Genomic DNA, 20,491 nt, shown 5'->3' with positions numbered 1-20,491 from the left:
CCGGCATAAAACTATTACATCGCACAATACATTGACGAATGTAATAAAATCTATGCCTCTGCCAATGCCTTGCGATTTTTATTTTCATTCATTTGCATGGTGGTTTGAGTTAAATCCAACAGCTCACGAGTGGCCACAAAAAACATGGTGTAATTCAGCGGGCTGGTGGAACGTAAATTACTCAACACATGGCGCCATCTTTCAATAAGATTGGACTGTTTTTCTGCCCATGCATTAAAACATTTCATAAAATTTTTTTCTTTTCATCATATTGAATAATACCAGCAGTTAATTGTCGTTGCTGCCAATCCAAATCGTCCCGTAAGGCTTCTCTTGATAAAGCGTCCCAATGATCATCTGTAGGATGGATAATCACTTGAGTCCGGATCCATTCCAGTTCAAGAAACTCGCCTATATTAAAGTAAATTTCAGCCACCTTGCTTATATTAACGTTTGATTGATGTGCTACTTCAATGATATCCAATACGGCAAATAATGCACGAGTTATTGCCAGTTCATGAGCCAAATGCTCTGTCAGTCCCATTTCTTTATACTTGCCATAGTGTCGCTCGTATTTAGTGCGGTTATTTTCCCCTAAAATATCGGGCAAGGATTTTTTTAATTCCTCCACCCCAGGCCCATATAACTTAACCGCCTTGGAAATATCCAAACGTTTACGTTGGTTTCGCAAGAACCAGCGAGTCAGTCGTCTGAGAAGACGTACATACATCATCATAATTTCTATCTGACTCTCTGCTACAATCTGATTGCTCAGTGCATCAATTTGCTTCCAAATGGTTTCCATATCCAGAACACTACGAGCAATCATATAGGCCCGCACAATGGCTGAAACCGGTGCCCCAGTTTCATCCTGCATACGAAATACGAAAGAAAATCCCATTTCATTGACAACAATATTACTTAATTTAGTCGCAATGATTTCTCGTTTTAATGGGTGATGCTGCATCTCTTCACAAAAGCGAACTTGCAATGGTTCAGGAAATGATTGAACCAACAATTGTTTAAGATAAGTATCTTCAGGCACATCTGATGATAAAATCGCTTCTTTTAGCAGAATTTTGCTGTAACAAAATAATACAGACATGCTAGGCCTGCTTAACCCTTTCCCGCTTAATTTACGTTCCAATAACGTTTTTTCATCCGGCAAAAACTCAAGTCGTCGGTCTAATTTGCCACTACGCTCGAGCTCATTGATATAACGAGAATGTAATTCCAATGAACGCAATGATTGAGTGGCCATTAAACTAATAGCACGAGTTTGCAAGAAGTTTTCACGTAAAACCAAGTGTGCAACTTCATCCGTCATTTCGACCAATAATTCATTGCGCTGTTTAATGGTTAAATCGCCAGCCGTCATAATCATATTAAGCAATATTTTGATATTAACTTCTTTATCAGAACAACTGACACCGGCAGAATTATCAATAAAATCCGTATAACTTAACCCACCATTTAAGGCATATTCAACGCGTGCCAACTGAGTAAGGCCCAGATTTCCTCCCTCACCAATGACTTTGCAACGCAATTGTTTTGCATTGATACGAATAATGTCATTAGTACGATCGCCAACCTCCGCATTGGTTTCTGATTTTGCTTTCACAAATGTACCAATACCAGCACTCCAAAGCAGGTCAACGTTAGCTTGCAATACAATTCGTATTAATTCATTCGGCTCGACAGAAGCTTGCTTAATCCCAAACACTTGCTTCATTTCCTTGCTGACTACAATGGACTTGGCATTACGATTAAACACACCGCCACCTTTGGAAATTAATTTCTTATCATAATCAGCCCAGGTCGAGCGTGGTAAATTAAACAAGCGTTGCCGTTCTTTAAAACTTGTTTCCGGGTCTGGGTCTGGATCAATAAAAATATGCATGTGGTTAAAAGCAGCAACCAATTTAATACGTTTCGATAACAACATGCCGTTACCAAAAACATCACCAGCCATGTCGCCAATTCCTACGACCGTAAAATCAGTGGTTTCAATATCCACTCCCATTTCATAGAAATGGCGTTTAACTGATTCCCATGCACCTTTAGCGGTAATACCCATTTTTTTATGGTCATAACCGATAGAACCACCAGAGGCAAAAGCATCGCCTAACCAATAACCATATTTTAATGAAATTTCATTGGCAATATCCGAAAAAGTAGCCGTGCCTTTATCAGCAGCAACGACAAGATAAGGATCATCTTCGTCATAACAAATAACATTAGTTGGCTTTGCAATTAGGCCTTCTTTATAATTATCTGTAATATCTAATAGGCCACGAATGAATAATTTATAACAATTAATTCCTTCAGCAAATATTTCTTCACGACTGCCGTTAAGCGGTAATTGTTTGACAACAAAACCTCCTTTGGCACCACTAGGAACAATAACGGCATTTTTTACCTGTTGGGCTTTCATCAACCCTAATATTTCAGTACGGAAATCCTCTTTACGATCAGACCAGCGTATGCCACCTCTCGCAACTTTCCCGCATCGCAAATGCACACCTTCCAGTCTGGGCGAATAAACGAAAATTTCAAACATTGGATATGGTCTGGGAACCCCTGCAATGGTCTTGCTGTTCAATTTTATGGAAATATAGTTTTTATATTTACCTTCATCATCGAGTTGATAAAAATTAGTACGTAATGTTGATGTTATCGCTTGAACATACTGCCGAATAATTTTATCTTCATCCAGATTATCTACTGCATCTAGATCAGTCAGTATTTCTGCAACCAAACCATGAATTTGACTTTCACGATTTTTTATTTTAATTGGCTTAAAGTGCAACTCAAACAGCTGCACTAATTTTTTAGCAAGCAAGGTATTATTATTCAATGCAGAGACCATATAGTCCTGACTAAATGTTATGCCAATCTGCTTAAAATATTTGGCATAAGTCCGTAACACAGAGACTTGTCGCCAATCCAAACCGGCAGCCAATACCAATTGGTTAAAACCGTCATTTTCCGCATCACCAAACCAAATACTGGTAAATGCATTTTGAAATAGCTCCCGGATATCATCAAAATTAAAGATATTGCCGCGCGTATATTGCATGGCAAAATCATTAATCCAAGTAATTTTTTCATCATCGAATTTCAGTGCATAGGGACGTTCGGTAATCGCCCTCATTCCAAGATTTTCAATGATAGGTAATACATCCGACAAAGGAATGGTGACGTCATGTTGATATATTTTAAGTCTGAACGTATCAGAAAACTCATCCAAAGGACGGTAAAAATTCATACTTAACGCATTTTCCTTAGACAGCTGTTCAATGTGTTTAATGTCAAACACTGCCGTTCTGGGTGGAAAATTAGTTTTATAAACAGCCGGGAAGGCATCTTTATATTGTGCATATAAGCGATTAGCTTTTTCTTCACCAAATGCTTCTGCCAGGTGCTGCTGTAAATCATCGGTCCATGAGCGCCCCACTTCAATTAATTTCTTTTCAACTTCCTTAAAATTGAACTCCATACTTTCTTGCGGATTGATACGGATAATAAAATGAATCCGAGCCAAGATAGATTCAGAGAAGCGTGTAGAAAAAGTAATTTCCTGAGCATTAAAACTTTCGCGTAATATTTCTTGCATCTCTTGCCTGAGTTCGGTATTAAACCGTTCTCTGGGAACATACACCAAGCAAGATATAAATCGACGATAGACATCCACACGAGCAAACATTCTGATGCGTCGCCGTTCTTGCATGTAGAAAATTCCCATTGCAATTTCAAGTAACTCATCTTCTGATGCTTGAATTAAATCATCACGGGGAAAAGTTTCCAAAATATTGAGCAACACTTTACCAGCATGGCTACGAGGACTTAGTAATGAATTTTTCATGATTTGCGCAACTTTATGGCGCAGAAATGGGATGTGCTTAGGATTTGTGTTGTAGGCAGCTGAAGTATATAAACCAATAATGCGACATTCACCAATCACTTGCCCTTTTTTATTGAAACGCTTAACACCAATATAATCGGTATAGGCATCACGATGCACGCTGGCGAGTGTATTTGTTTTAGACATCACTAAAATACGAGAGGACAGTATCAATTCTCTTGCTTCCGGTGTCATGGTAGAGATACTGCGTGCTTTTGATTTGCTTAACTGCTGCCGCAAAACACCCAATCCGGTTTCAGGAATAGCTTGCAGAATGGCTTCTTTGTCTTTTTCAACGATTTCATAATCTCGAATGCCAAGAAACGTAAAATGATGGTCTTCAATCCAATTTAAAAAAGCCTTAGTTTCTGCAACTTCATTGGCATCCAACGTAGTAGAGATCGTATCCAATTCATGGATGATTGTCCTGACTTTTTCGCGCATGAGGGCCCAATCTTCAACAACGACCCGGTTATCTTCCAATACACGTTCAAAATTTCGATATAATTCATCAAGCACATGTGGGTCAGTTTGCCGGTCGATTTCCATAAAAATGGGAGCATCTGTTTCTGCTTCTGGATGGGTTTGATCATATTGTGGCAATACGGCGGTCACTTCATTGTCTTTACCTCGTAATAAACGTACTCCCCCCATATGAATAATGAGATGGGAAGCTAATCCCATCCGGTTAACAACCATACGAATGGAATCCACTAAAAAGGCATGTCTTTGCAAAGGATTTCAACCACGGTATGGGTTGTTTGCCAACCATGGCGCTCAAAATCAGGATTATAGATTCGAATTTTGGTCTCATCAGGCGCACGACGATAAATAAGTGACCAGAAATTAACGGCAGCGCCATAAAGGTCATCCGTGTCCCACTCTAACAAATCATCCAATGCCACAGTGCCAAAGAATTGACGCACAAATTCCGCGCAAAAGACGGCTTGTTCGCCAGTCATTTTTTGCTTTATTTTTTCAATAACGGTTTCAATGATTTCATCTTTACCTGCTTCAAATTTGTAAGACATTCAAGCACCCCATCAGGCATGGAATTTTAACAAAAATAATTTGAGGCAAATTATATACCTATTGTATGGTAGTTGCGATATATGTAAGCAGGAGACTACACAATATTTATGTAAATCAGGCCAAATCAGCAAGTAAAATGTCTTAGTATTATTCTATACACACCCGGGTATCTATTTTTACCCAATTTGCCAATTCTATAATATCTTGATTATGCATGCGTACACAGCCACGGGAACCAGGAATTCCTAGTGGAGTCGTATCAGGCGTGCCATGAATATAAATATAACGTTCCAAGCTGTCTACATTGCCTCCTTTATTACGGCCAGGTTCCAAACCATCTAATTGTAATATACGCGTCAGAATCCAGTCGCGGCCAGGATATTTTACTGCCAACTCAGAGCTGTATATTTCACCAGTCCAAAGTCTGCCAACGAAAACGCTATTGACCTCATTCTCGAGGCCAATGATGCTATGAATTCTATGCCAGCCACGTGGGGTACACTCACTGCCCTGTTGTTCACCCAATCCATTTTTACCAGTAGACACAGGATAAGTTTTAAAAAGCTCATCCTGCTCATAACAATGCATCTGCTGAGATTGCGCGACTATAATGATTAATTGATTCGTTTGCATATCATTTGATACTGACTGTTTTGGTATTAACGAACTCAAGAATTCCTTCTCTTGATATTTCTCGTCCAAACCCCGAGCGTTTAATTCCCCCAAACGGTACACGCGGATCTGAGGCGACATAAGTGTTTACAAAACAACTGCCTACTTCGATTTCTTCCGTCGCAATTTTTTCACCACGCGCTAAATCACTGGTAAATACAGCACCACCCAAACCATACTTGCTTTGATTCGCTAAACGAATGGCATGTGCCTCATCTTCAGCACTCACTATCGCAATAACAGGCCCAAATAATTCATCATCAAACGCGGGCATGCCAGGACTAACGTTTGTCAATATGGTAGGAGGATAATAAAAGCCTTTGCGATGAGGAACAGTCCCGCCGCGCAGTATTTTAGCGCCTTTTTTTTCGCTATCAAGCACTTGCTGATGCAGTGTATCCCGTAAATCTTTGCGTGCCATAGGCCCAAAATTGGTTGAAGGATCGAGTGGGTTTCCCATTTGAAATTTTTCCACCAGCTTCACAATGTGCTCAACAAACTCCTCCACCACTTCATCAACAACAATCGTTCTTTTTGCTGCAATACAAACCTGGCCACTATTATTCATGCGTGAAGTGACCACACAATTTGCCGCCAGTTCAAGATCAGCGTCTGCAAGAATAATATAAGGATCGTTCCCTCCCAACTCCAATACGGATTTTTTTAAATGACTCGCTGCGTGGCTTGCCACAATACTTCCTGCTTTTTCACTACCAGTCAGACTAACACCGACAATTTTTTCATTGGCAATGACTTTCGCAGCCAACTCATTGTCTAAGATAAAATGCTGAAATAAATGCTCAGGGAAACCGGCTTCAAGAAATAATTCGGCAATAGCATTACCAGCTCCAGTGGAAATAGGAGCATGTTTCAAAATGGCCGCGTTTCCAGCCATGATGGTAGGCGCTGCAAATCGAAAAACCTGCCAGAAGGGAAAATTCCATGGCATAATAGCAAAGACTACCCCTAAAGGTTGATAACATACCTTTGTTTTTGTCATTTCAGTCTGAATCAATCTTGGCGCAAGATACTGTTCTGCTTGTTTGGCAAAATGTTCACAAACCCAGGCGCATTTTTCAATTTCACTTTTCCCAGCAGTTAGCGGCTTTCCCATTTCTTTAGCCATAAGCGCGGCATATTCTTCTTGTTTCTTTCGAAGAAGTTCAGCCATCTTCAACATGCGTTGTCGCCGTTGTGAAAAACTTGTTTTACGCCATGCCTGATAACACAGATGGGCTGCATCAATAAAGGCATGAACCTGTTCTTCTTTAAATAAGGGGTATGATTGCAATATTTCTTCGGTAGCCGGATTAATTGTTTTGATTTGCATTATTTAGCTCCTTGCTCATATTTTATTCCAAAGTGTCATGAATTAAATGGAATTCTTGCAGATAAGTTTTAATTGTTGATACCATCGCCTAGGAAAAATTTAACGCGTTAAGATTTATTTTTATTATAAGAAATATCCATTATCCTGTAAAAAGCTGTTAAATCCATAAAATTTGCTTTTTAAGCCGAATTCATATTAAGTAGGGTAACTAATGAAAAATAAAAGTGGTTGTCGCATTATGCCGTACCTATTGGCCTGGGCTGTTCATATATTTACTGCCAGCGCTGTTTTTATAGGTTTATTAAGCCTTATTAAAATATATCAGCATGAATACGTCGTAGCACTTTGGTTAATGGCAATCACCGTTGTCATTGACTCGGTAGATGGCTCATTAGCAAGGCTTGTTAATGTTAAGAAAGTTTTGCCAAAGATAGATGGTACCTTACTTGATAATATGGTGGATTACTTAAATTATGTAGTAACTCCTTCTTTCTTTCTACTCGTCAAACCCGATATGCTCCCACCCGAGTATGATTTATGGCTAATTTTTGCCATTACTCTTACATCAGCTTATCAATTTTGTCAAGACGATGCTAAAACACCGGATCATTTTTTAAAGGATTCCCCTGTTATTGGAATTTTGCTGTTTTTTACATGTTTATTTTTAATACCTCGATGGTTACCAACGCTTGGATTTTAAGTATTCTCTGTCTTTTAATTTTTATTCCCATCAAATACGTTTATCCCTCACGCCTTGATTATCTTACTACATCGACAACCCTTAAAGCGCTTATGCATAGCTGCTCAACGATTTACGGAATAAGTTCCGCTTTTTTATTATGGAATTATCCACAAAGTAACCCCATTTGCTTAGCTATTTCTTTAGGATATGTGGTTGTGTATTTAATTTTAAGCATCTATCGCACCTATTCACCCATGATAATCATTAAAAATAACGGTTCGCATGGATGAATGAACATTTTGCAACCATTAGAGAATAGATTATTGGACTTTGCTTTTTTTAAATTAAAATAAGGCCCCTATGATTGCTTCTGAGACTGTTCATGGCACGTAATAAAAAAATTATTATCCTTTTTGCATGGCTATCGATTTGGACTAACATGAGCATCGCCGCCACTACTGTTTTTCCTAGGGGTTGTGAAGTATCGGGATTTGGCTATAGTGATAATTATCTTATTTTGAACGATAAAGGTGAGCAAACCTTTTATTTAATTCAAAATCGCTCTGATACCCAAATCGAACTTGAACGTCATGAAACACGCGAAGTATTCATGAGCCCTACTTTAAAAAGCAAATTGGATCCATCGCAATGGGCAGCATTTGCGTCAGACCTGGAAAATTTGCATTTTAAATGTTTTACTCATCAGGATAACAATGTTGCAATGGTTAATTGTAATGATGTTCTTGAAGTCTGCCAGTATCCTCGTGTTAAATTTGCTTTAAGTAACATGGGTAACTACTGGGTATCAACCAATAAGCCACAAGCCCAGGTAATTAAAGATGCCGTTGCCAAAGGAATCTTACTTCGTTGGTAATTCAGCAAGTAAAAAAATTATATCGTTTGTTGTATTAATTGCTGGTATAGTTGGCGCCCTGATTGTTCTGTTTGGTTTTACCCAGACAACCCCACAGATTTATTATGCATCAGGCGCCTGTTTACTGCTTCTTACGGCTATTTACTATAAACTAACTTACTTTATTGCGCTTGAACTCATTCTTCTTGCCGAACATGGTGCCGACCTTCTGGGAATAGGACCTATTTTACAAGTTGTGCTTCCTATTTTATTAAGCTTGCAAATGCTGGTTTATTATCTTTTAAGCGGCCAACTTAATAATATTTTTCGCTTAATTGGCGTCGTAGGAATTGCTTTACTGTCGATAGGATTTTCCTTTCAAAATAATTGGATTTTTTTATTTGGAAGCTTGGCTGTAGGCATCTATGCGCTTGATAATGTGTATCGCGGTAAATACATTGCCCTGTTGTGGGCAATCCTAAATTTATTTTTTGTATTTGCTATGGCGCTTGTTATTATATTTTAGTCATTTGGAGAAATTTTATGGCAAAAACACCATCAACGATGTTGCCTCTTGGAACGCATGCTCCTGAATTTTCATTGCCTGATGTTGTTGGTGGAAAAAACATTAATCTGCGTAGCAATCAAAATGTTATTGCCACAGTCATTATGTTTATTTGCAATCATTGTCCTTATGTAAAGCACGTTAATCATGAGTTAACCCGACTTGCAACGGATTATATGGCAAAAAATATCCGCTTTCTTGCAATTAACTCCAATGATGTCGAAAGCTACCCGGATGACTCCCCTGAAAATATGATAAAAACCGCTCAAAAGTATCACTATCCTTTTCCTTATTTGTATGACGAAACGCAAGAAGTTGCCAAGGCTTACCATGCTGCCTGCACACCAGACTTCTTCGTGTATGATAAAAATCTTATTTTGGCCTATCGTGGACAATTGGATGACTCGCGTCCTGGGAATAGTATAGAGCCTGATGGGCATTCCATACGAACCGTGCTTGATTGTCTTATTAATGGAAGTCCTGTTCCTGAAAATCAGAAACCAAGTATTGGCTGTAATATCAAATGGAAGAAATAATGCAATACCAACTTATTTTTATGTACCTGAAAGCCATCTTGATGCAGTAAAGCATGCCTTATTTAGTATTGGCGCAGGCAGGCAAGGAGACTACGGTGAGACTTGCTGGCAAACACTAGGCCAAGGCCAATTTCGTCCGCTTGCAGGAGCTAATCCCGCCATTGGTGAATTAGGAGAGTTAACGTTTGTTAATGAATACAAAGTTGAAATGCTTTGTTCTGCTGAATTAATTCACTTGGCTGTACAAACATTAAAAGAAGCACATCCTTATGAAGAACCAGCGTATGCCATCATTCGTTTGGAAACATATTAGACGTTATTGTCTTTAATCCAAAATTATTTAAAATAAATACTTTTTGTTTGATACTTGTTCTTAAATTTTATAAAATGACCAACCAATATTATTAGCAGTCTTATCTTACACAAGTCTAAAATGCCGTGGTGAGGGAACGCCGCTTTATCTGGAGTTTCCTATGCCGTTAACAGAAACAGGTTATGTCTTACAATACACCGGGCTGCGTTTTACCGAAGATTCATTTACTTCTACCAATCAATACATCGATCCAGATGTTTCACTATCGCCATTTCAAGCATTTGTCGAGCGTTTTAGCAATCTTGGGGCATTGGTGATTCGTAATCATTTGTCTCATGGCAAACGAGCGGGTCTGCTGCAACAGATTGCAAGAATTGACTATGCAACCAATCCAGTTGAGCGACCAGCCGAAGGAAGCGACGAAATTGGTTTGTTTTTCCGAGAAAAAATGGGTGGCCGACCAATTCATGCTACCGTTACTACAACGCAAGCGTATGAACACAATGCCCATTGTACCTTAGGACAAGGTAAAGTATTAAATACCAGGGCACAGCCTTTGATTCATACCAATTCCAAAGGTTATTATGGGGAACAAGGCGTCTGGGACATTCTGCATGCACCCGTTTGGAATGTTGGCCGTGGCATGCAATTTGAATTGAAAAATCAAGGTTTTAAATACGTAACGTGTCCTGCTGGAATCACATCGGAACAACGATCATTACTGGATGGAATGCTTCGAACACGTCGTCCTCGTCTTGAAGAAGACAATACACTTCACCTGGAAGATACGATATTGACGGCAGCCGACATTTCGACCTTGAATATCATCACCGATGATAAAAAAACATACACCAAAGAAACCAATGGATTGGCTATTCAAGTAAAATTCAGCGGTGCAGAAAGTACCCCAGCGCCGTTAGGCTGGATCATTCACGAAGCAACGGGTGAAATTTTGCCGCAGGATATTACTGAAGACATCATACGGGTAACCGCCATCTCCAAAGGTGGATTTTATGAACGTACTAAAGCTCAACAAGCTATTTTACAGGCAGGGCGTTTAAGTAACACTTCTGGCTTGGGGTTATTTGTTCAAAATCAAGCATTTAATGCCATGTACGCTATTTTTGATTATCTTCAAAAATATGAATTTGATCCACGTCCATTGTTAGACAATGCTTTGTTTGTTATGAAAAAACGACTGACAGAAAAATTTGCAAGCGAACCGGATGTCATTGATGATTTACTGACAGGGGCATTGCTCAATGAAATTGTAGAACCTTTGCACGTCAGCCGTCCCAGAAGCGAACGAGCAGCATTACCAATTCGCTTTACGAATTCAAGCCATGTATGTTGCAATAATCTTAAAGCCATTGCTTATGCGTTTGACTTAAAAGATCATGATGGTGCTTCCTTATTTAAATCTTACGATGATGCACCGTTAGTTGAACCAACGCCCTCCATGATTGATAGGAGACTGAACGGTGAATTGGCAACCCCTTCTTTCAATACTGGCGTTCATGTAAGCGCTGTTTTATCTGCAGCAGGTTTGGTTGCTGAACAAATGATATTAGAGCAATTACTGGCCAGGGCACTGGAGTCTGAAGCACCAATAGAAGCCAGCGACTTATATAAGCTATGCCTTAATGTATTGGAAAATGAAGCTCGAGCGGGAGCATTGGTTCGTCAATTAATGGAATTAGCCAGAACAATCGGTGTTCAAGGTAAAAACCCTGATGCTCCCAAATTAGCCTTAGGTTTACAATACAGTTATTGCCAAGAGTTGGTTGCTGCATTACGTGAAGGCTTAGGACTTGACCAACTAGCAAGGATAAGCTGTTTATTTGGTTTTCCAGGAAAATCGACTCAAGACGTCGTGACCGAAATGAGCCGGGATGATCAAGAAAAGCTTCAAACCATTCTGAAAGCCTTATACAAAATAGGAAATCATTTACAAAGCTCCCGACATACTTCTGTTGAAGCAGAACATTCTCACGGCCTCAATGCCGGTGTTATTCCTCTTATGGAACATTTATCGCCATCGTTGATCGTTGAACTGCATGGGGCAGCAAGTCATCGACCCAAAGCCAGCGTTCCTGCAGTCACACCAGAAAACATTCATAAACGACTTTCCACCCAAGATTTTGTAACCGGTTGTCCTTTTCTTGCACGCCGTCAAAAAGAACGTAGAATAGCCATAGTATCGCCACCACCGGTTGAACCATCTAGGGGGATCGCTCAATTACTGAGTAGCGTTGGAAGTTTCCTTTGGGAAAACAAAACTCATATTGCAGTTGCTGCTGGGGCCGTCGCTGTCGAGTATCTGATATAGATAACAATGTTTCAGAAAAGAGGGTTTTAAATATTTAAAACCCTTAAAAATCAAACATAGAGACTAAAAAAGTTTACCCTTGAAAAATTCAAATGAGCATCAAGATCCTAACTACCATCTTTGATGGTAGTTAGGAATAAGGCATTATTTAGCCTGAGTGACTTCCACTTTTAAATTTGCAATGACGTCACTATGTAAATGAATTTCAACGGTATACTCACCTATTGAATGTAAAGGCCCTTCCGGCATAATAATCTCGCGCTTATGAACGTCAATAGAGCGCTTAACCAAAGCATCCTTAATTTCATGCACACCAACTGAGCCATATAATTTACCTTCATCACTCGCTTGAGCGGAGATAACGACGGTAATATCATTTAACTTGGCAGCCCGTTGTTCTGCAGTAGCTAATGTTTGTTGTGCTTTTTTCTCCAATTCAGCACGTCGTTGCTCAAATAATTCAACATTTTTTGCTGTTGCAAATACAGCCTTATTTTGTGGAATCAAAAAGTTCCTGCCATATCCGGCCTTAACGGACACTTTATCACCCAGATTTCCCAAATTTCTCACTTTTTCCAACAAAATAACTTCCATCTTAACCCCCTTCATATTTTACATCCGCACGTACCATCGTTTTTCTAAGAATACGATCTAGGCAGATATAATCTAAAATTAAATAAACTATCCAATGAACCCACAACCACATACACTGGTAACATCACCAACGGTATGAGTAACAATGGTGCAATCAACAATAAAAAAGAGCCCAATGGCCTTTTTTTAGCAAATAGATTAAAGCCCAAGCTTAATCCTGAAAGTAAAAAATAAACTATTAATACCGGCAAAATAGTCATGGCAAGAACATTGTCATGACTTGCAGCAATCATCATGATTACCAGTAAAAACAATCCTAATTTTTCACCCCTGAAATCAAGCATCTCTTTTCTAAAACCGCCAGGATAATAAAGCTGAGATTGCAAAGAGCGAGCAAGCATCAATGACAAAGCTGCAGAAAGAACAATTCCCGCAGCTTGAATACCAAGCAAGTAATTCGCCAGCGTTAAATCCTTTATACCATGATTACCATTTACAAATTCCAATAAGGTATTATCGTATTGTAAATCTCGTAAAGCAGTCTTGAAATAAAGAAATTGTGTCATACTGAAATCAGGCAGCATCGCTTGCAACAGCATCATGGCAATGGTTACTTGCAGAAAAAAACCTCCTGCTACAGCCCGCCAACTGGCGGTTATACGTAACAGAATAGCTGCTAGATAACATGGCATAAAAACAAGCAATGTATTAATGATGGCCAGCTTGGCCGTTAATGTTGTCAACGAAAAAGCGAAATGAGCCAACAAAACAGCGGCTAACAGCACCCCACCTTCTCGGCTGCCCTTTCGCAAAGTCACCAAAGCAATCAATGCTACGGACAGCCAAGAAGTATAAGGCAGCAACGCTAATACAACAGCACATAATATTGCATGCCAAGGGTTTTCCAACAAAAACTTAGCCTGATTACGCATAAACATGCTCAACCTGGTTATTTTTACTGATGTCGATCACAATAAGGCAAAAGTGCAAGAAATCTTGCATGCTTTATGGCTTTAGCCAATTGCCGTTGAAAACGAGTTTGCACGCCAGTAATTCGACTTGGTACGATTTTACCCGTTTCGGTAATGTAATTTTTTAATAGATTAATATCTTTATAATCAATACCTTCTGCGCCTTCGGCAGCAAATCGGTTCATTTTTTTGCGACGAAAATAAGCTGACATTATCATGTTCTCCTTAAGCTGCTCGGCTTTCTTTTTCTTTTTTCATCATAACGGATTCTGTAGTAATTGCATGTTTTTGCTTAACAACCAGATATCTTAATATTGCATCATTGAATTTGAATGCAGTTTTTAATTCATCCAGAGCGGCTTGATTACATTCAATGTTCATCAAAATATAGTGAGCTTTATGAACATCATTAATGGGATAAGCTAATTGTCTACGACCCCAATCTTCTTTACGATGAATTTTTCCCTCATTTTTGGTGATAATGCCTTCATAACGTTCAACCATACCGGGCACTTGTTCACTTTGATCGGGATGCACTAGAAAGACAATTTCATAATGTCTCATGAGTTTCTCCTTTTGGATTACAGTCTTCCCGAATTAAATCCGAGTAAGACAAGGTTTTAAAAAAAGCGGTTAATCATAACCTATTTATACGTACTGAGCAATTTTTTGCTTTAATTTTGAGTAAACTAAAAGTTTCGCCGTTTTTTTTCTATTTCCCTCTTTTGTCAGATTGCATTTACTAGATGAATAAGTTATAACACGTTAAAAAATAAAGAGGTTTTTTATGCATATTGTAACTGTCCCCTTCGAAGAACCATTAATTATTGATATTAACGGCAACATTGTTCAAATCATCGCTTTTAAAACCCAGGAGCATGGCAACATTAAATTTGGCATCAATGCTCCCAGGTCAATTAATGTTCATCGAGAAGAAATCTATCATGCAATCAAACAGAAAGAACAAGCGGCTAGTGAATGATTAATACCCAAAAAACATGCGTACTCTGAAAACAACATGTATCATTTCTTCGGGCGCAGGGTTGTGTGGCTTTGCTATTATAGTCATGGCCATCAATTACTTTTTTACCAATACCCGGGTAATAATTATATTCCACCGATATTTTTAACTATCGCGCTTTTTTTATTGCTCACTTATTCAGGGGCAATCTTGCAGTATGGTCGTTCCGGTAATCTAACCTTAATGATAAAAGAAGCCATTTACTATTACACCGTCGTTATGATCCTGCTTTTTGCATGTAATGCAATTCAATATACCCCTTTCCCACCAATCGACAAATATATTTTAAAATTTGAATCCTCGCTATATATTAATATGGAAGGCATTGTCCGTTGGACTCGTGAACATCCTAACATCAATACCCTGTTAATGTATTCTTATCGAACCCTGGACTATCAATTAAACTTCATTCCCATTCTGGTGATTGCGGCAAAACGTTTTCAATTAATGCGTGAATATTATTTTTTATTGTTCTCAAGCGCGCTTATTGGATACACTTTTTACTATTTTTTTCCTACGACGGCACCAGCCAGTGTCATTGACAGTCCTTTATTTTTTGAAGCCCAAAGAGCAACCGGACTTAAATTTCAACAAATTCACAGCTATATACAGCCAACAACACTAGAAGGAGGCATGATTGCAACACCATCTTTTCATGCAATTTGGGCATGGTTCTGCCTCTATTTGTTACGCCCGTGGCCTATTGCATTTGGAATACTACTCATTGTGAATTTACTATTATTTACTTCTTGCATTCTTTTAGGATGGCATTACCCTATCGATCTTGTCGCAAGTGTTATTATTGTCCTCATCGCTCATAAACTATATGCAATTTGTCAACGACCTTTATACAAAAAATCAATTTACAAACCTTAGAAACACTGACAAAATAACATCTAAACGGGCAAATAATGATCTAATAATGAGTGTCTTTCCCACGAAAGCAGAAATCCATTTCGAATAAAGCTTCAATTTTTAATCATACATGGATCTCCGCCTTCGCGGAGATGACATTAAAAAACACCATGAAAAACTTTTGCTAGTGTGTAACTCCTAAACTTTTAGACTGATATTTTCCGAGGAACACCAGAAAGACGTTTAAGTTCTTGATGTAAAACGTTCTGATTGATAGAACTATTTTTATTCAAATGTCTAAAAAGACGCTCTGCTAATCCTTGTAAATCAGTACTGCACTTTTCTTTTAATACGGGATGCGCTTCCAAATAAAGCATGCCATTTAATTCACCAAGTTTTAATGGTTCATTTATGACCCTCACGGGTGTACCAACCTGAACTAATTCATATAAATACTCAATATCATCAGGCAACATACGAATACAACCTGCACTTACTCGCATCCCCACACCATCCGCATGATTAGTGCCATGAATCAGGTAGGTTGGCCATCCCAGACGCAGAACATAACGCCCCAGCGGATTCACCGGTCCAGGAGGAAATTCTTCCGGCAGCAGTTGTCCCTGTTCGTTCGCGTAAGCTTTCAAATTCGCTGTCGGCCGCCATACTGGATCTTTTTGTTTGGCAATAACTTGTGTTACCCCAACGGGAGTATTCCATCCCTGGCGCCCAATGCCTACGGGGTATGTAATGACCACATTATCATTTTCCGGAAAATAATAAAGGCGATATTCTGGCAAATTAATGACGAGACCCCGTCGAGGTGCAGCAGGTAAAACAAACTGTGAAGGAATTAGAAGGGTAAGATGTGGTGATAATGGCTGCTCTTCATCAACGTGCGGATTCGCTCGTCGCATTTCATCAAAACCAATATCAAAACGAACCCCCACCTCACTTAAAGTTTCGCCTGGTTGCGGATGGACAAAATGCAGCTTCCCTATCACATTTCCATCCAGCGGCAACACGTATATGGCAGCAATTAAAGGATTTGCATACAGTAAAAAAAGACAAAACTTCAAAAGCTTGCGCATCATCATGATTTCCTCATTGCTCTTCCAGTAAAAGAGCAGACGAACCTTGGCAAACAAAGGGATGATAGTCCATAGAAATATTTAAAACATTCCTCTCAATCTCCCTGTTGGAACCGATAGGAAAAATAAATATTAATCAGGCTGCCTTTTATAAGCAGCCTCAAAAAATATCACAATCCGGTATCCGCCTTGAATCGCTCTCCATATTGTGTTTCAAGCTGTGAAAACAATTCATTGAGCTTATCTCGACCGAAATGCTTGGCATAATGCATAGGGCCACCTCGAAATGGCGCAAACCCAGTTCCAAAAACCATGCCAGCATCCAGCAAGTCGGCATCAACCACCACTCCTTCGCGCAAACAGGCCGCAGCCTCATTGACCATACGCAAAATCAAGCGATTGGCAATTTCCTTTTCATTACCATGACTGGTTATTTGATGTTTTACTGGTTTTCCATTTTTATATCGATAAAAACCTTCCCCTGATTTTCGGCCTAATTTACCTGCCTTAACCATGTCTTGCAATTTTTGAGGAACCTTGCCACCAAAATGACCCGTCAAATTTTCTGCAACCGCAAGGCATACATCCATACCTACCGTATCAGCCAATTCAACAGGCCCCATAACCATACCAAATGATTGTGCTGCCTTATCAATAAGTTCTGCACGGTAACCCTCATCAAGCAATTGCACACATTCCATTAAATAAGGCATCAGGACCCGGTTAACTAAAAATCCCGGACTGGATTTAACAGGTAAGGGCAAGCGACTAATTTGATCGACAAAAGAACAGGCATCTTGTGCAATCTCTTTTGATGTCTTGGAACTGCTAACCACTTCAACCAAATCCATTTTGGCCACTGGATTAAAAAAGTGAATGCCAACCAATCGATGTGGATGGCTCATTACTGTACTGATTTCATCCAACGGAATACTCGACGTGTTAGTCGCAATAATAGCATCCGGCTTTGCGCGCTCTTCCACCGCTTTCATGATGGTTTGTTTTACATCCAGATTTTCATAAACCGCTTCAATGATAACGTCTGCCCGGAAAACACCATATCCGTTTGGATCAGCAATGAGACGATCAGCTGCAGCCTGAATTTCTCTAGCCGTACGTAATTTTTTATTAAACAGCTTACGTGCTCTCCCGATAGCTGGGGCAATATATTCATAAGACTTATCTTCAAGCGTCACGCGCAGTCCCTTTAAAGCGCACCATGCGGCAATATCCCCCCCCATGACCCCGGCACCAATAACATGAACATGTTCGGCCTTAAAATTACTTTTTTTCGCAAATCCCTTCAGCCGTTCACGCAATTGAAAAATGCGAATCAAATTGGTTGCTGTTTCATTTTCGGTAATCAATTGCTCAATAGAATCCACTTCTTTTAAATAAGCTCTTTCATCAAAACTACTTTCTTTCTCCCATAAATCAATAACAGCAAACGGCGCCGGATAGTGCTCTTTTTGTACCTTTTTAGCAACTTGTTTGCGAAATAGTTTAGCCAACAAGACTCGAGCCCAGGCATAATTGCTTAGGGATTGCAGAAACGCAGGTTTATGTTTTTTCGGCCGATTTTCTACGTAATAAACCGCAGCGCGGTCCAATTGCCGAAGTGGTGTAACATCATCAACAAATCCTAATTTTTTTGCTTTATGAGAAGACAAGGTTGCGCCCGTTAAAATAACTTCTGATAAAGCGTGGAAACCACCAATCAATCTGGGCAAACGCACGGTTCCACCCCACCCAGGATGAATACCAAGTAACACTTCAGGCAAGCCCAAGCGTGTGCTTTTATCATCGGTTGCCAGACGATAATCACAGGCCAAAGCCAATTCCAAGCCGCCTCCCATGCAAAAACCATTAATAATTGCAACCGTTGGAATGGACATAGATTCTATACGGTTAAATACAGCTTGCCCTTTGCGCAAAAAATCAATGGCACGTGCCGGATTGTCAAACTTGGCAAACTCATTGACATCCGCTCCAGCAATGAATCCTTTTTGCTTAAGGGAATGAACAATTAAACCTTTCGCATCTTTTTCCTGGGCTACCTCTTGCAATAGACCATTTAATTCATCAAGCACTTCATCATTAATGGTATTAACGGACGTATCTTTACGATTCAGACCAAGCCAAAAAATATTTCTAGAATCTTTTTTTACTATCCAATGTTTATAATTACTCATGTCCTTTTACCTCTGTCGTTCGCTCCAAAAACATCGCCCCTCCCTGACCACCCCCAATGCAAATTGCGGCCATCCCGCGCGTTCCATTTCGTTGCTGAAGATCCTGCAACACATGCAATACAATGCGTGCACCACTTGCACCAATTGGATGCCCCGCAGCAATTGCACCACCATCTTTGTTTAAAACAGCACGAGACGGTGCACCCATGGCCTGCTTTAATCCCAACTGAGTACGACAATATTCGTCATCATCCCAGGCAGCAAGGCATGCCAGCACTTGGGCAGCAAAGGCTTCATTAATTTCCCAGCAATCAAAATCCTGCGGTTTTAAATGCTGACGTTCCATAATGGGGGTAGCGGCATGTACTGGCCCAAGTCCCATCTGTGCCGGGTCTAATGCAGCCCATTGGGAATCAACAATTTTCCCCATAACAGGAAGCTTATATTTTTTAACTGCCTCGGCACTTGCCAAAAGCAACAAACAAGCTCCATCAGTAATTTGTGAACTATTTCCCGCCGTTACCATTCCATATTTTTTGTCAAAAAATGGTTTTAATTTTGCCAGCTTTTCTACGGTTGAATCTTCTCGAATACCATCATCTTTAAGATACAATGTTCCTTTTGCATCAATCATGGGAACTACTTCTTGCATTCGTCCCTCCTGAAACGCTTCTGCTAATCGACGATGGCTTTCACAAGCATACTCATCCATTTGTTCCCGAGTAATATTAAATTTAAATGCTAATTTTTCAGCAGTCTGCCCCATGTTTAGACCAACAATCGGATCTGTTAACCCTCGCAATAAAGCAACAACAGGCGCAAGATAAGAAGGTCTAAATTCTGCGATTAAACCTGCTCGCTGTCTAAACGTTTTAGCGGCATACCATTTGGCAAGCCATGCAGCCATTTTTTGATTAAACAATAAGGGAGCATGACTCATGGCATCCGTCCCTCCTGCTAAAATCAGATGGCTGCGTCCACTAGCAATTTGCATGGCAGCATTATCTAAAGCCTGCATACCAGATGCACAATTTCGCATCACAGTAAATGCTGGGACCTTCTCCCCACATCCCAGTCTTAAGGCCGTCACCCGGGCTATGTTTGCTTCATCCGGCCCGGGCATTGCTGAACCAATAATGACTTCATCCAATTCTTTAGGAGAAAAAGGCTGTCGATTTAACAAAGGCAGACCAGCGGCTACCGCCAAATCCGAACCACTGAAAGGTCCTACCTCTTTAGCTTTTAAAAAGGGCGTACGGCTTCCATCAACCACATAAACATCTTTGCCGTTTAAATTTGATTTATGTTTCATTACTCCTCCTGATACTTGCCATCATGGCCAACAAACCATATCGATAGGGCAATTGCTCGATTTCGATGGACAAATCTAATGATACTTAAAACTAAGCCCTGAATAAGGCGTTTAAAATGCTAGACTAAAGATAGCAGTAATCCCTATTTTTTGGAAATATTGTATTCATCATTATTGCTTGTCCATCCTCAGTGGATTTTTTTAAATGTTTTGAATAAACCTTCAGCTAGAGTTGACGG

At 39.7% G+C, this 20,491-nt stretch carries 17 protein-coding genes and 1 pseudogene; 8 read left to right on the top strand and 10 right to left on the bottom strand.

From position 1 onward, the window contains the following. Positions 1-50: 50 nt before the first annotated feature. From LOA_RS16205 to LOA_RS06815, 3 genes and pseudogenes are all read right to left on the bottom strand, one after another. Positions 51-4,935 (bottom strand): annotated as a pseudogene (locus LOA_RS16205) (NAD-glutamate dehydrogenase). A 148-nt stretch (positions 4,936-5,083) separates the two neighbouring features. After that, entirely contained in the window at positions 5,084-5,569 is a 486-nt protein-coding gene (locus LOA_RS06820) for a L,D-transpeptidase (protein ID WP_025385680.1), read from the bottom strand. A 1-nt stretch (position 5,570) separates the two neighbouring features. Then, entirely contained in the window at positions 5,571-6,938 is a 1,368-nt protein-coding gene (locus LOA_RS06815) for an NAD-dependent succinate-semialdehyde dehydrogenase (protein WP_025385679.1), read from the bottom strand. A 211-nt stretch (positions 6,939-7,149) separates the two neighbouring features. Between LOA_RS06815 and LOA_RS16340 the strand changes: the two genes are divergently transcribed. From LOA_RS16340 to ceg17, 6 genes are all read left to right on the top strand, one after another. Next, on the top strand, positions 7,150-7,638 hold the full coding sequence (locus LOA_RS16340; RefSeq protein ID WP_476630043.1) for a CDP-alcohol phosphatidyltransferase family protein: 489 nt from the start codon (positions 7,150-7,152) through the stop codon (positions 7,636-7,638). Positions 7,639-8,002: 364 nt separating this feature from the next. Continuing rightward, positions 8,003-8,494 carry a hypothetical protein gene (locus tag LOA_RS06805; protein ID WP_025385678.1) on the top strand — a complete coding sequence of 164 codons (492 nt, stop codon included), beginning with the start codon at positions 8,003-8,005 and terminating at the stop codon, positions 8,492-8,494. Next, positions 8,460-8,999 carry a hypothetical protein gene (locus tag LOA_RS06800; protein WP_237757961.1) on the top strand — a complete coding sequence of 180 codons (540 nt, stop codon included), beginning with the start codon at positions 8,460-8,462 and terminating at the stop codon, positions 8,997-8,999. Before LOA_RS06805 ends, LOA_RS06800 begins: the two co-directional genes overlap by 35 nt. Before the next feature lie 17 nt (positions 9,000-9,016). Beyond that, positions 9,017-9,574: a thioredoxin family protein gene (locus tag LOA_RS06795; RefSeq protein ID WP_025385676.1), complete on the top strand. Its 558-nt coding sequence runs from the start codon at positions 9,017-9,019 to the stop codon at positions 9,572-9,574. Beyond that, on the top strand, positions 9,546-9,887 hold the full coding sequence (locus LOA_RS06790; RefSeq protein ID WP_025385675.1) for a YqfO family protein: 342 nt from the start codon (positions 9,546-9,548) through the stop codon (positions 9,885-9,887). The genes LOA_RS06795 and LOA_RS06790 overlap by 29 nt, the downstream gene beginning before the upstream one ends. Before the next feature lie 160 nt (positions 9,888-10,047). Then, positions 10,048-12,216, top strand: coding sequence for a Dot/Icm T4SS effector Ceg17 (ceg17, locus tag LOA_RS06785; protein ID WP_025385674.1), 2,169 nt, complete (start codon positions 10,048-10,050; stop codon positions 12,214-12,216). A gap of 144 nt (positions 12,217-12,360) precedes the next feature. Here ceg17 and rplI read toward each other — a convergent pair whose 3' ends face one another. From rplI to rpsF, 4 genes are read right to left on the bottom strand one after another with little or no spacing between them, the layout of a single operon-like run. Next, positions 12,361-12,810: a 50S ribosomal protein L9 gene (rplI, locus tag LOA_RS06780; protein ID WP_025385673.1), complete on the bottom strand. Its 450-nt coding sequence runs from the start codon at positions 12,808-12,810 to the stop codon at positions 12,361-12,363. A 44-nt stretch (positions 12,811-12,854) separates the two neighbouring features. Continuing rightward, the gene (locus tag LOA_RS06775) at positions 12,855-13,742 is read right to left on the bottom strand and encodes a hypothetical protein (protein WP_052335914.1); all 888 of its coding nucleotides are present in this window, start codon (positions 13,740-13,742) and stop codon (positions 12,855-12,857) included. Positions 13,743-13,765: 23 nt separating this feature from the next. Further along, on the bottom strand, positions 13,766-13,993 hold the full coding sequence (gene rpsR, locus LOA_RS06770) for a 30S ribosomal protein S18 (protein ID WP_025385671.1): 228 nt from the start codon (positions 13,991-13,993) through the stop codon (positions 13,766-13,768). Positions 13,994-14,006: 13 nt separating this feature from the next. Continuing rightward, positions 14,007-14,345: a 30S ribosomal protein S6 gene (gene rpsF / locus LOA_RS06765; protein WP_025385670.1), complete on the bottom strand. Its 339-nt coding sequence runs from the start codon at positions 14,343-14,345 to the stop codon at positions 14,007-14,009. 223 nt (positions 14,346-14,568) lie between these two features. On the opposite strand from rpsF, the gene LOA_RS06760 reads away from it, so the two are divergent. Further along, complete coding sequence (locus LOA_RS06760) at positions 14,569-14,763, top strand: carbon storage regulator (RefSeq protein ID WP_025385669.1); 195 nt, start codon at positions 14,569-14,571, stop codon at positions 14,761-14,763. Positions 14,764-14,826: 63 nt separating this feature from the next. Next, positions 14,827-15,678: a phosphatase PAP2 family protein gene (locus tag LOA_RS06755; RefSeq protein ID WP_158423033.1), complete on the top strand. Its 852-nt coding sequence runs from the start codon at positions 14,827-14,829 to the stop codon at positions 15,676-15,678. 185 nt (positions 15,679-15,863) lie between these two features. On the opposite strand, the gene LOA_RS06750 is transcribed toward LOA_RS06755, so the two are convergent. The 3 genes from LOA_RS06750 to LOA_RS06740 form a co-directional block, all read right to left on the bottom strand. Continuing rightward, complete coding sequence (locus tag LOA_RS06750; protein ID WP_118996645.1) at positions 15,864-16,754, bottom strand: L,D-transpeptidase family protein; 891 nt, start codon at positions 16,752-16,754, stop codon at positions 15,864-15,866. A 164-nt stretch (positions 16,755-16,918) separates the two neighbouring features. Further along, positions 16,919-18,940, bottom strand: coding sequence for a 3-hydroxyacyl-CoA dehydrogenase NAD-binding domain-containing protein (locus LOA_RS06745; protein WP_025385667.1), 2,022 nt, complete (start codon positions 18,938-18,940; stop codon positions 16,919-16,921). Then, positions 18,933-20,252 carry an acetyl-CoA C-acetyltransferase gene (locus LOA_RS06740; protein WP_025385666.1) on the bottom strand — a complete coding sequence of 440 codons (1,320 nt, stop codon included), beginning with the start codon at positions 20,250-20,252 and terminating at the stop codon, positions 18,933-18,935. Before LOA_RS06740 ends, LOA_RS06745 begins: the two co-directional genes overlap by 8 nt. Positions 20,253-20,491 lie beyond the last annotated feature (239 nt).

The sequence above is a fragment of the Legionella oakridgensis ATCC 33761 = DSM 21215 genome, from assembly GCF_000512355.1.
Classification (GTDB): Bacteria; Pseudomonadota; Gammaproteobacteria; order Legionellales; family Legionellaceae; genus Legionella_A; species Legionella_A oakridgensis.
Note: the sequence above shows the minus strand (reverse complement) of the source record. Positions and strands in the feature narration are given on the sequence as shown.

Coding starts and splice junctions, on each gene's coding strand:
- LOA_RS06820 (WP_025385680.1), bottom strand. CDS start 5,569: ATGCAAACGAATCAATTAATCATTATAGTCGCGCAATCTCAGCAGATG.
- LOA_RS06815 (WP_025385679.1), bottom strand. CDS start 6,938: ATGCAAATCAAAACAATTAATCCGGCTACCGAAGAAATATTGCAATCA.
- LOA_RS16340 (WP_476630043.1), top strand. CDS start 7,150: ATGAAAAATAAAAGTGGTTGTCGCATTATGCCGTACCTATTGGCCTGG.
- LOA_RS06805 (WP_025385678.1), top strand. CDS start 8,003: ATGGCACGTAATAAAAAAATTATTATCCTTTTTGCATGGCTATCGATT.
- LOA_RS06800 (WP_237757961.1), top strand. CDS start 8,460: ATGCCGTTGCCAAAGGAATCTTACTTCGTTGGTAATTCAGCAAGTAAA.
- LOA_RS06795 (WP_025385676.1), top strand. CDS start 9,017: ATGGCAAAAACACCATCAACGATGTTGCCTCTTGGAACGCATGCTCCT.
- ceg17 (WP_025385674.1), top strand. CDS start 10,048: ATGCCGTTAACAGAAACAGGTTATGTCTTACAATACACCGGGCTGCGT.
- rplI (WP_025385673.1), bottom strand. CDS start 12,810: ATGGAAGTTATTTTGTTGGAAAAAGTGAGAAATTTGGGAAATCTGGGT.
- LOA_RS06775 (WP_052335914.1), bottom strand. CDS start 13,742: ATGCGTAATCAGGCTAAGTTTTTGTTGGAAAACCCTTGGCATGCAATA.
- rpsR (WP_025385671.1), bottom strand. CDS start 13,993: ATGTCAGCTTATTTTCGTCGCAAAAAAATGAACCGATTTGCTGCCGAA.
- rpsF (WP_025385670.1), bottom strand. CDS start 14,345: ATGAGACATTATGAAATTGTCTTTCTAGTGCATCCCGATCAAAGTGAA.
- LOA_RS06760 (WP_025385669.1), top strand. CDS start 14,569: ATGCATATTGTAACTGTCCCCTTCGAAGAACCATTAATTATTGATATT.
- LOA_RS06750 (WP_118996645.1), bottom strand. CDS start 16,754: ATGATGATGCGCAAGCTTTTGAAGTTTTGTCTTTTTTTACTGTATGCA.
- LOA_RS06745 (WP_025385667.1), bottom strand. CDS start 18,940: ATGAGTAATTATAAACATTGGATAGTAAAAAAAGATTCTAGAAATATT.
- LOA_RS06740 (WP_025385666.1), bottom strand. CDS start 20,252: ATGAAACATAAATCAAATTTAAACGGCAAAGATGTTTATGTGGTTGAT.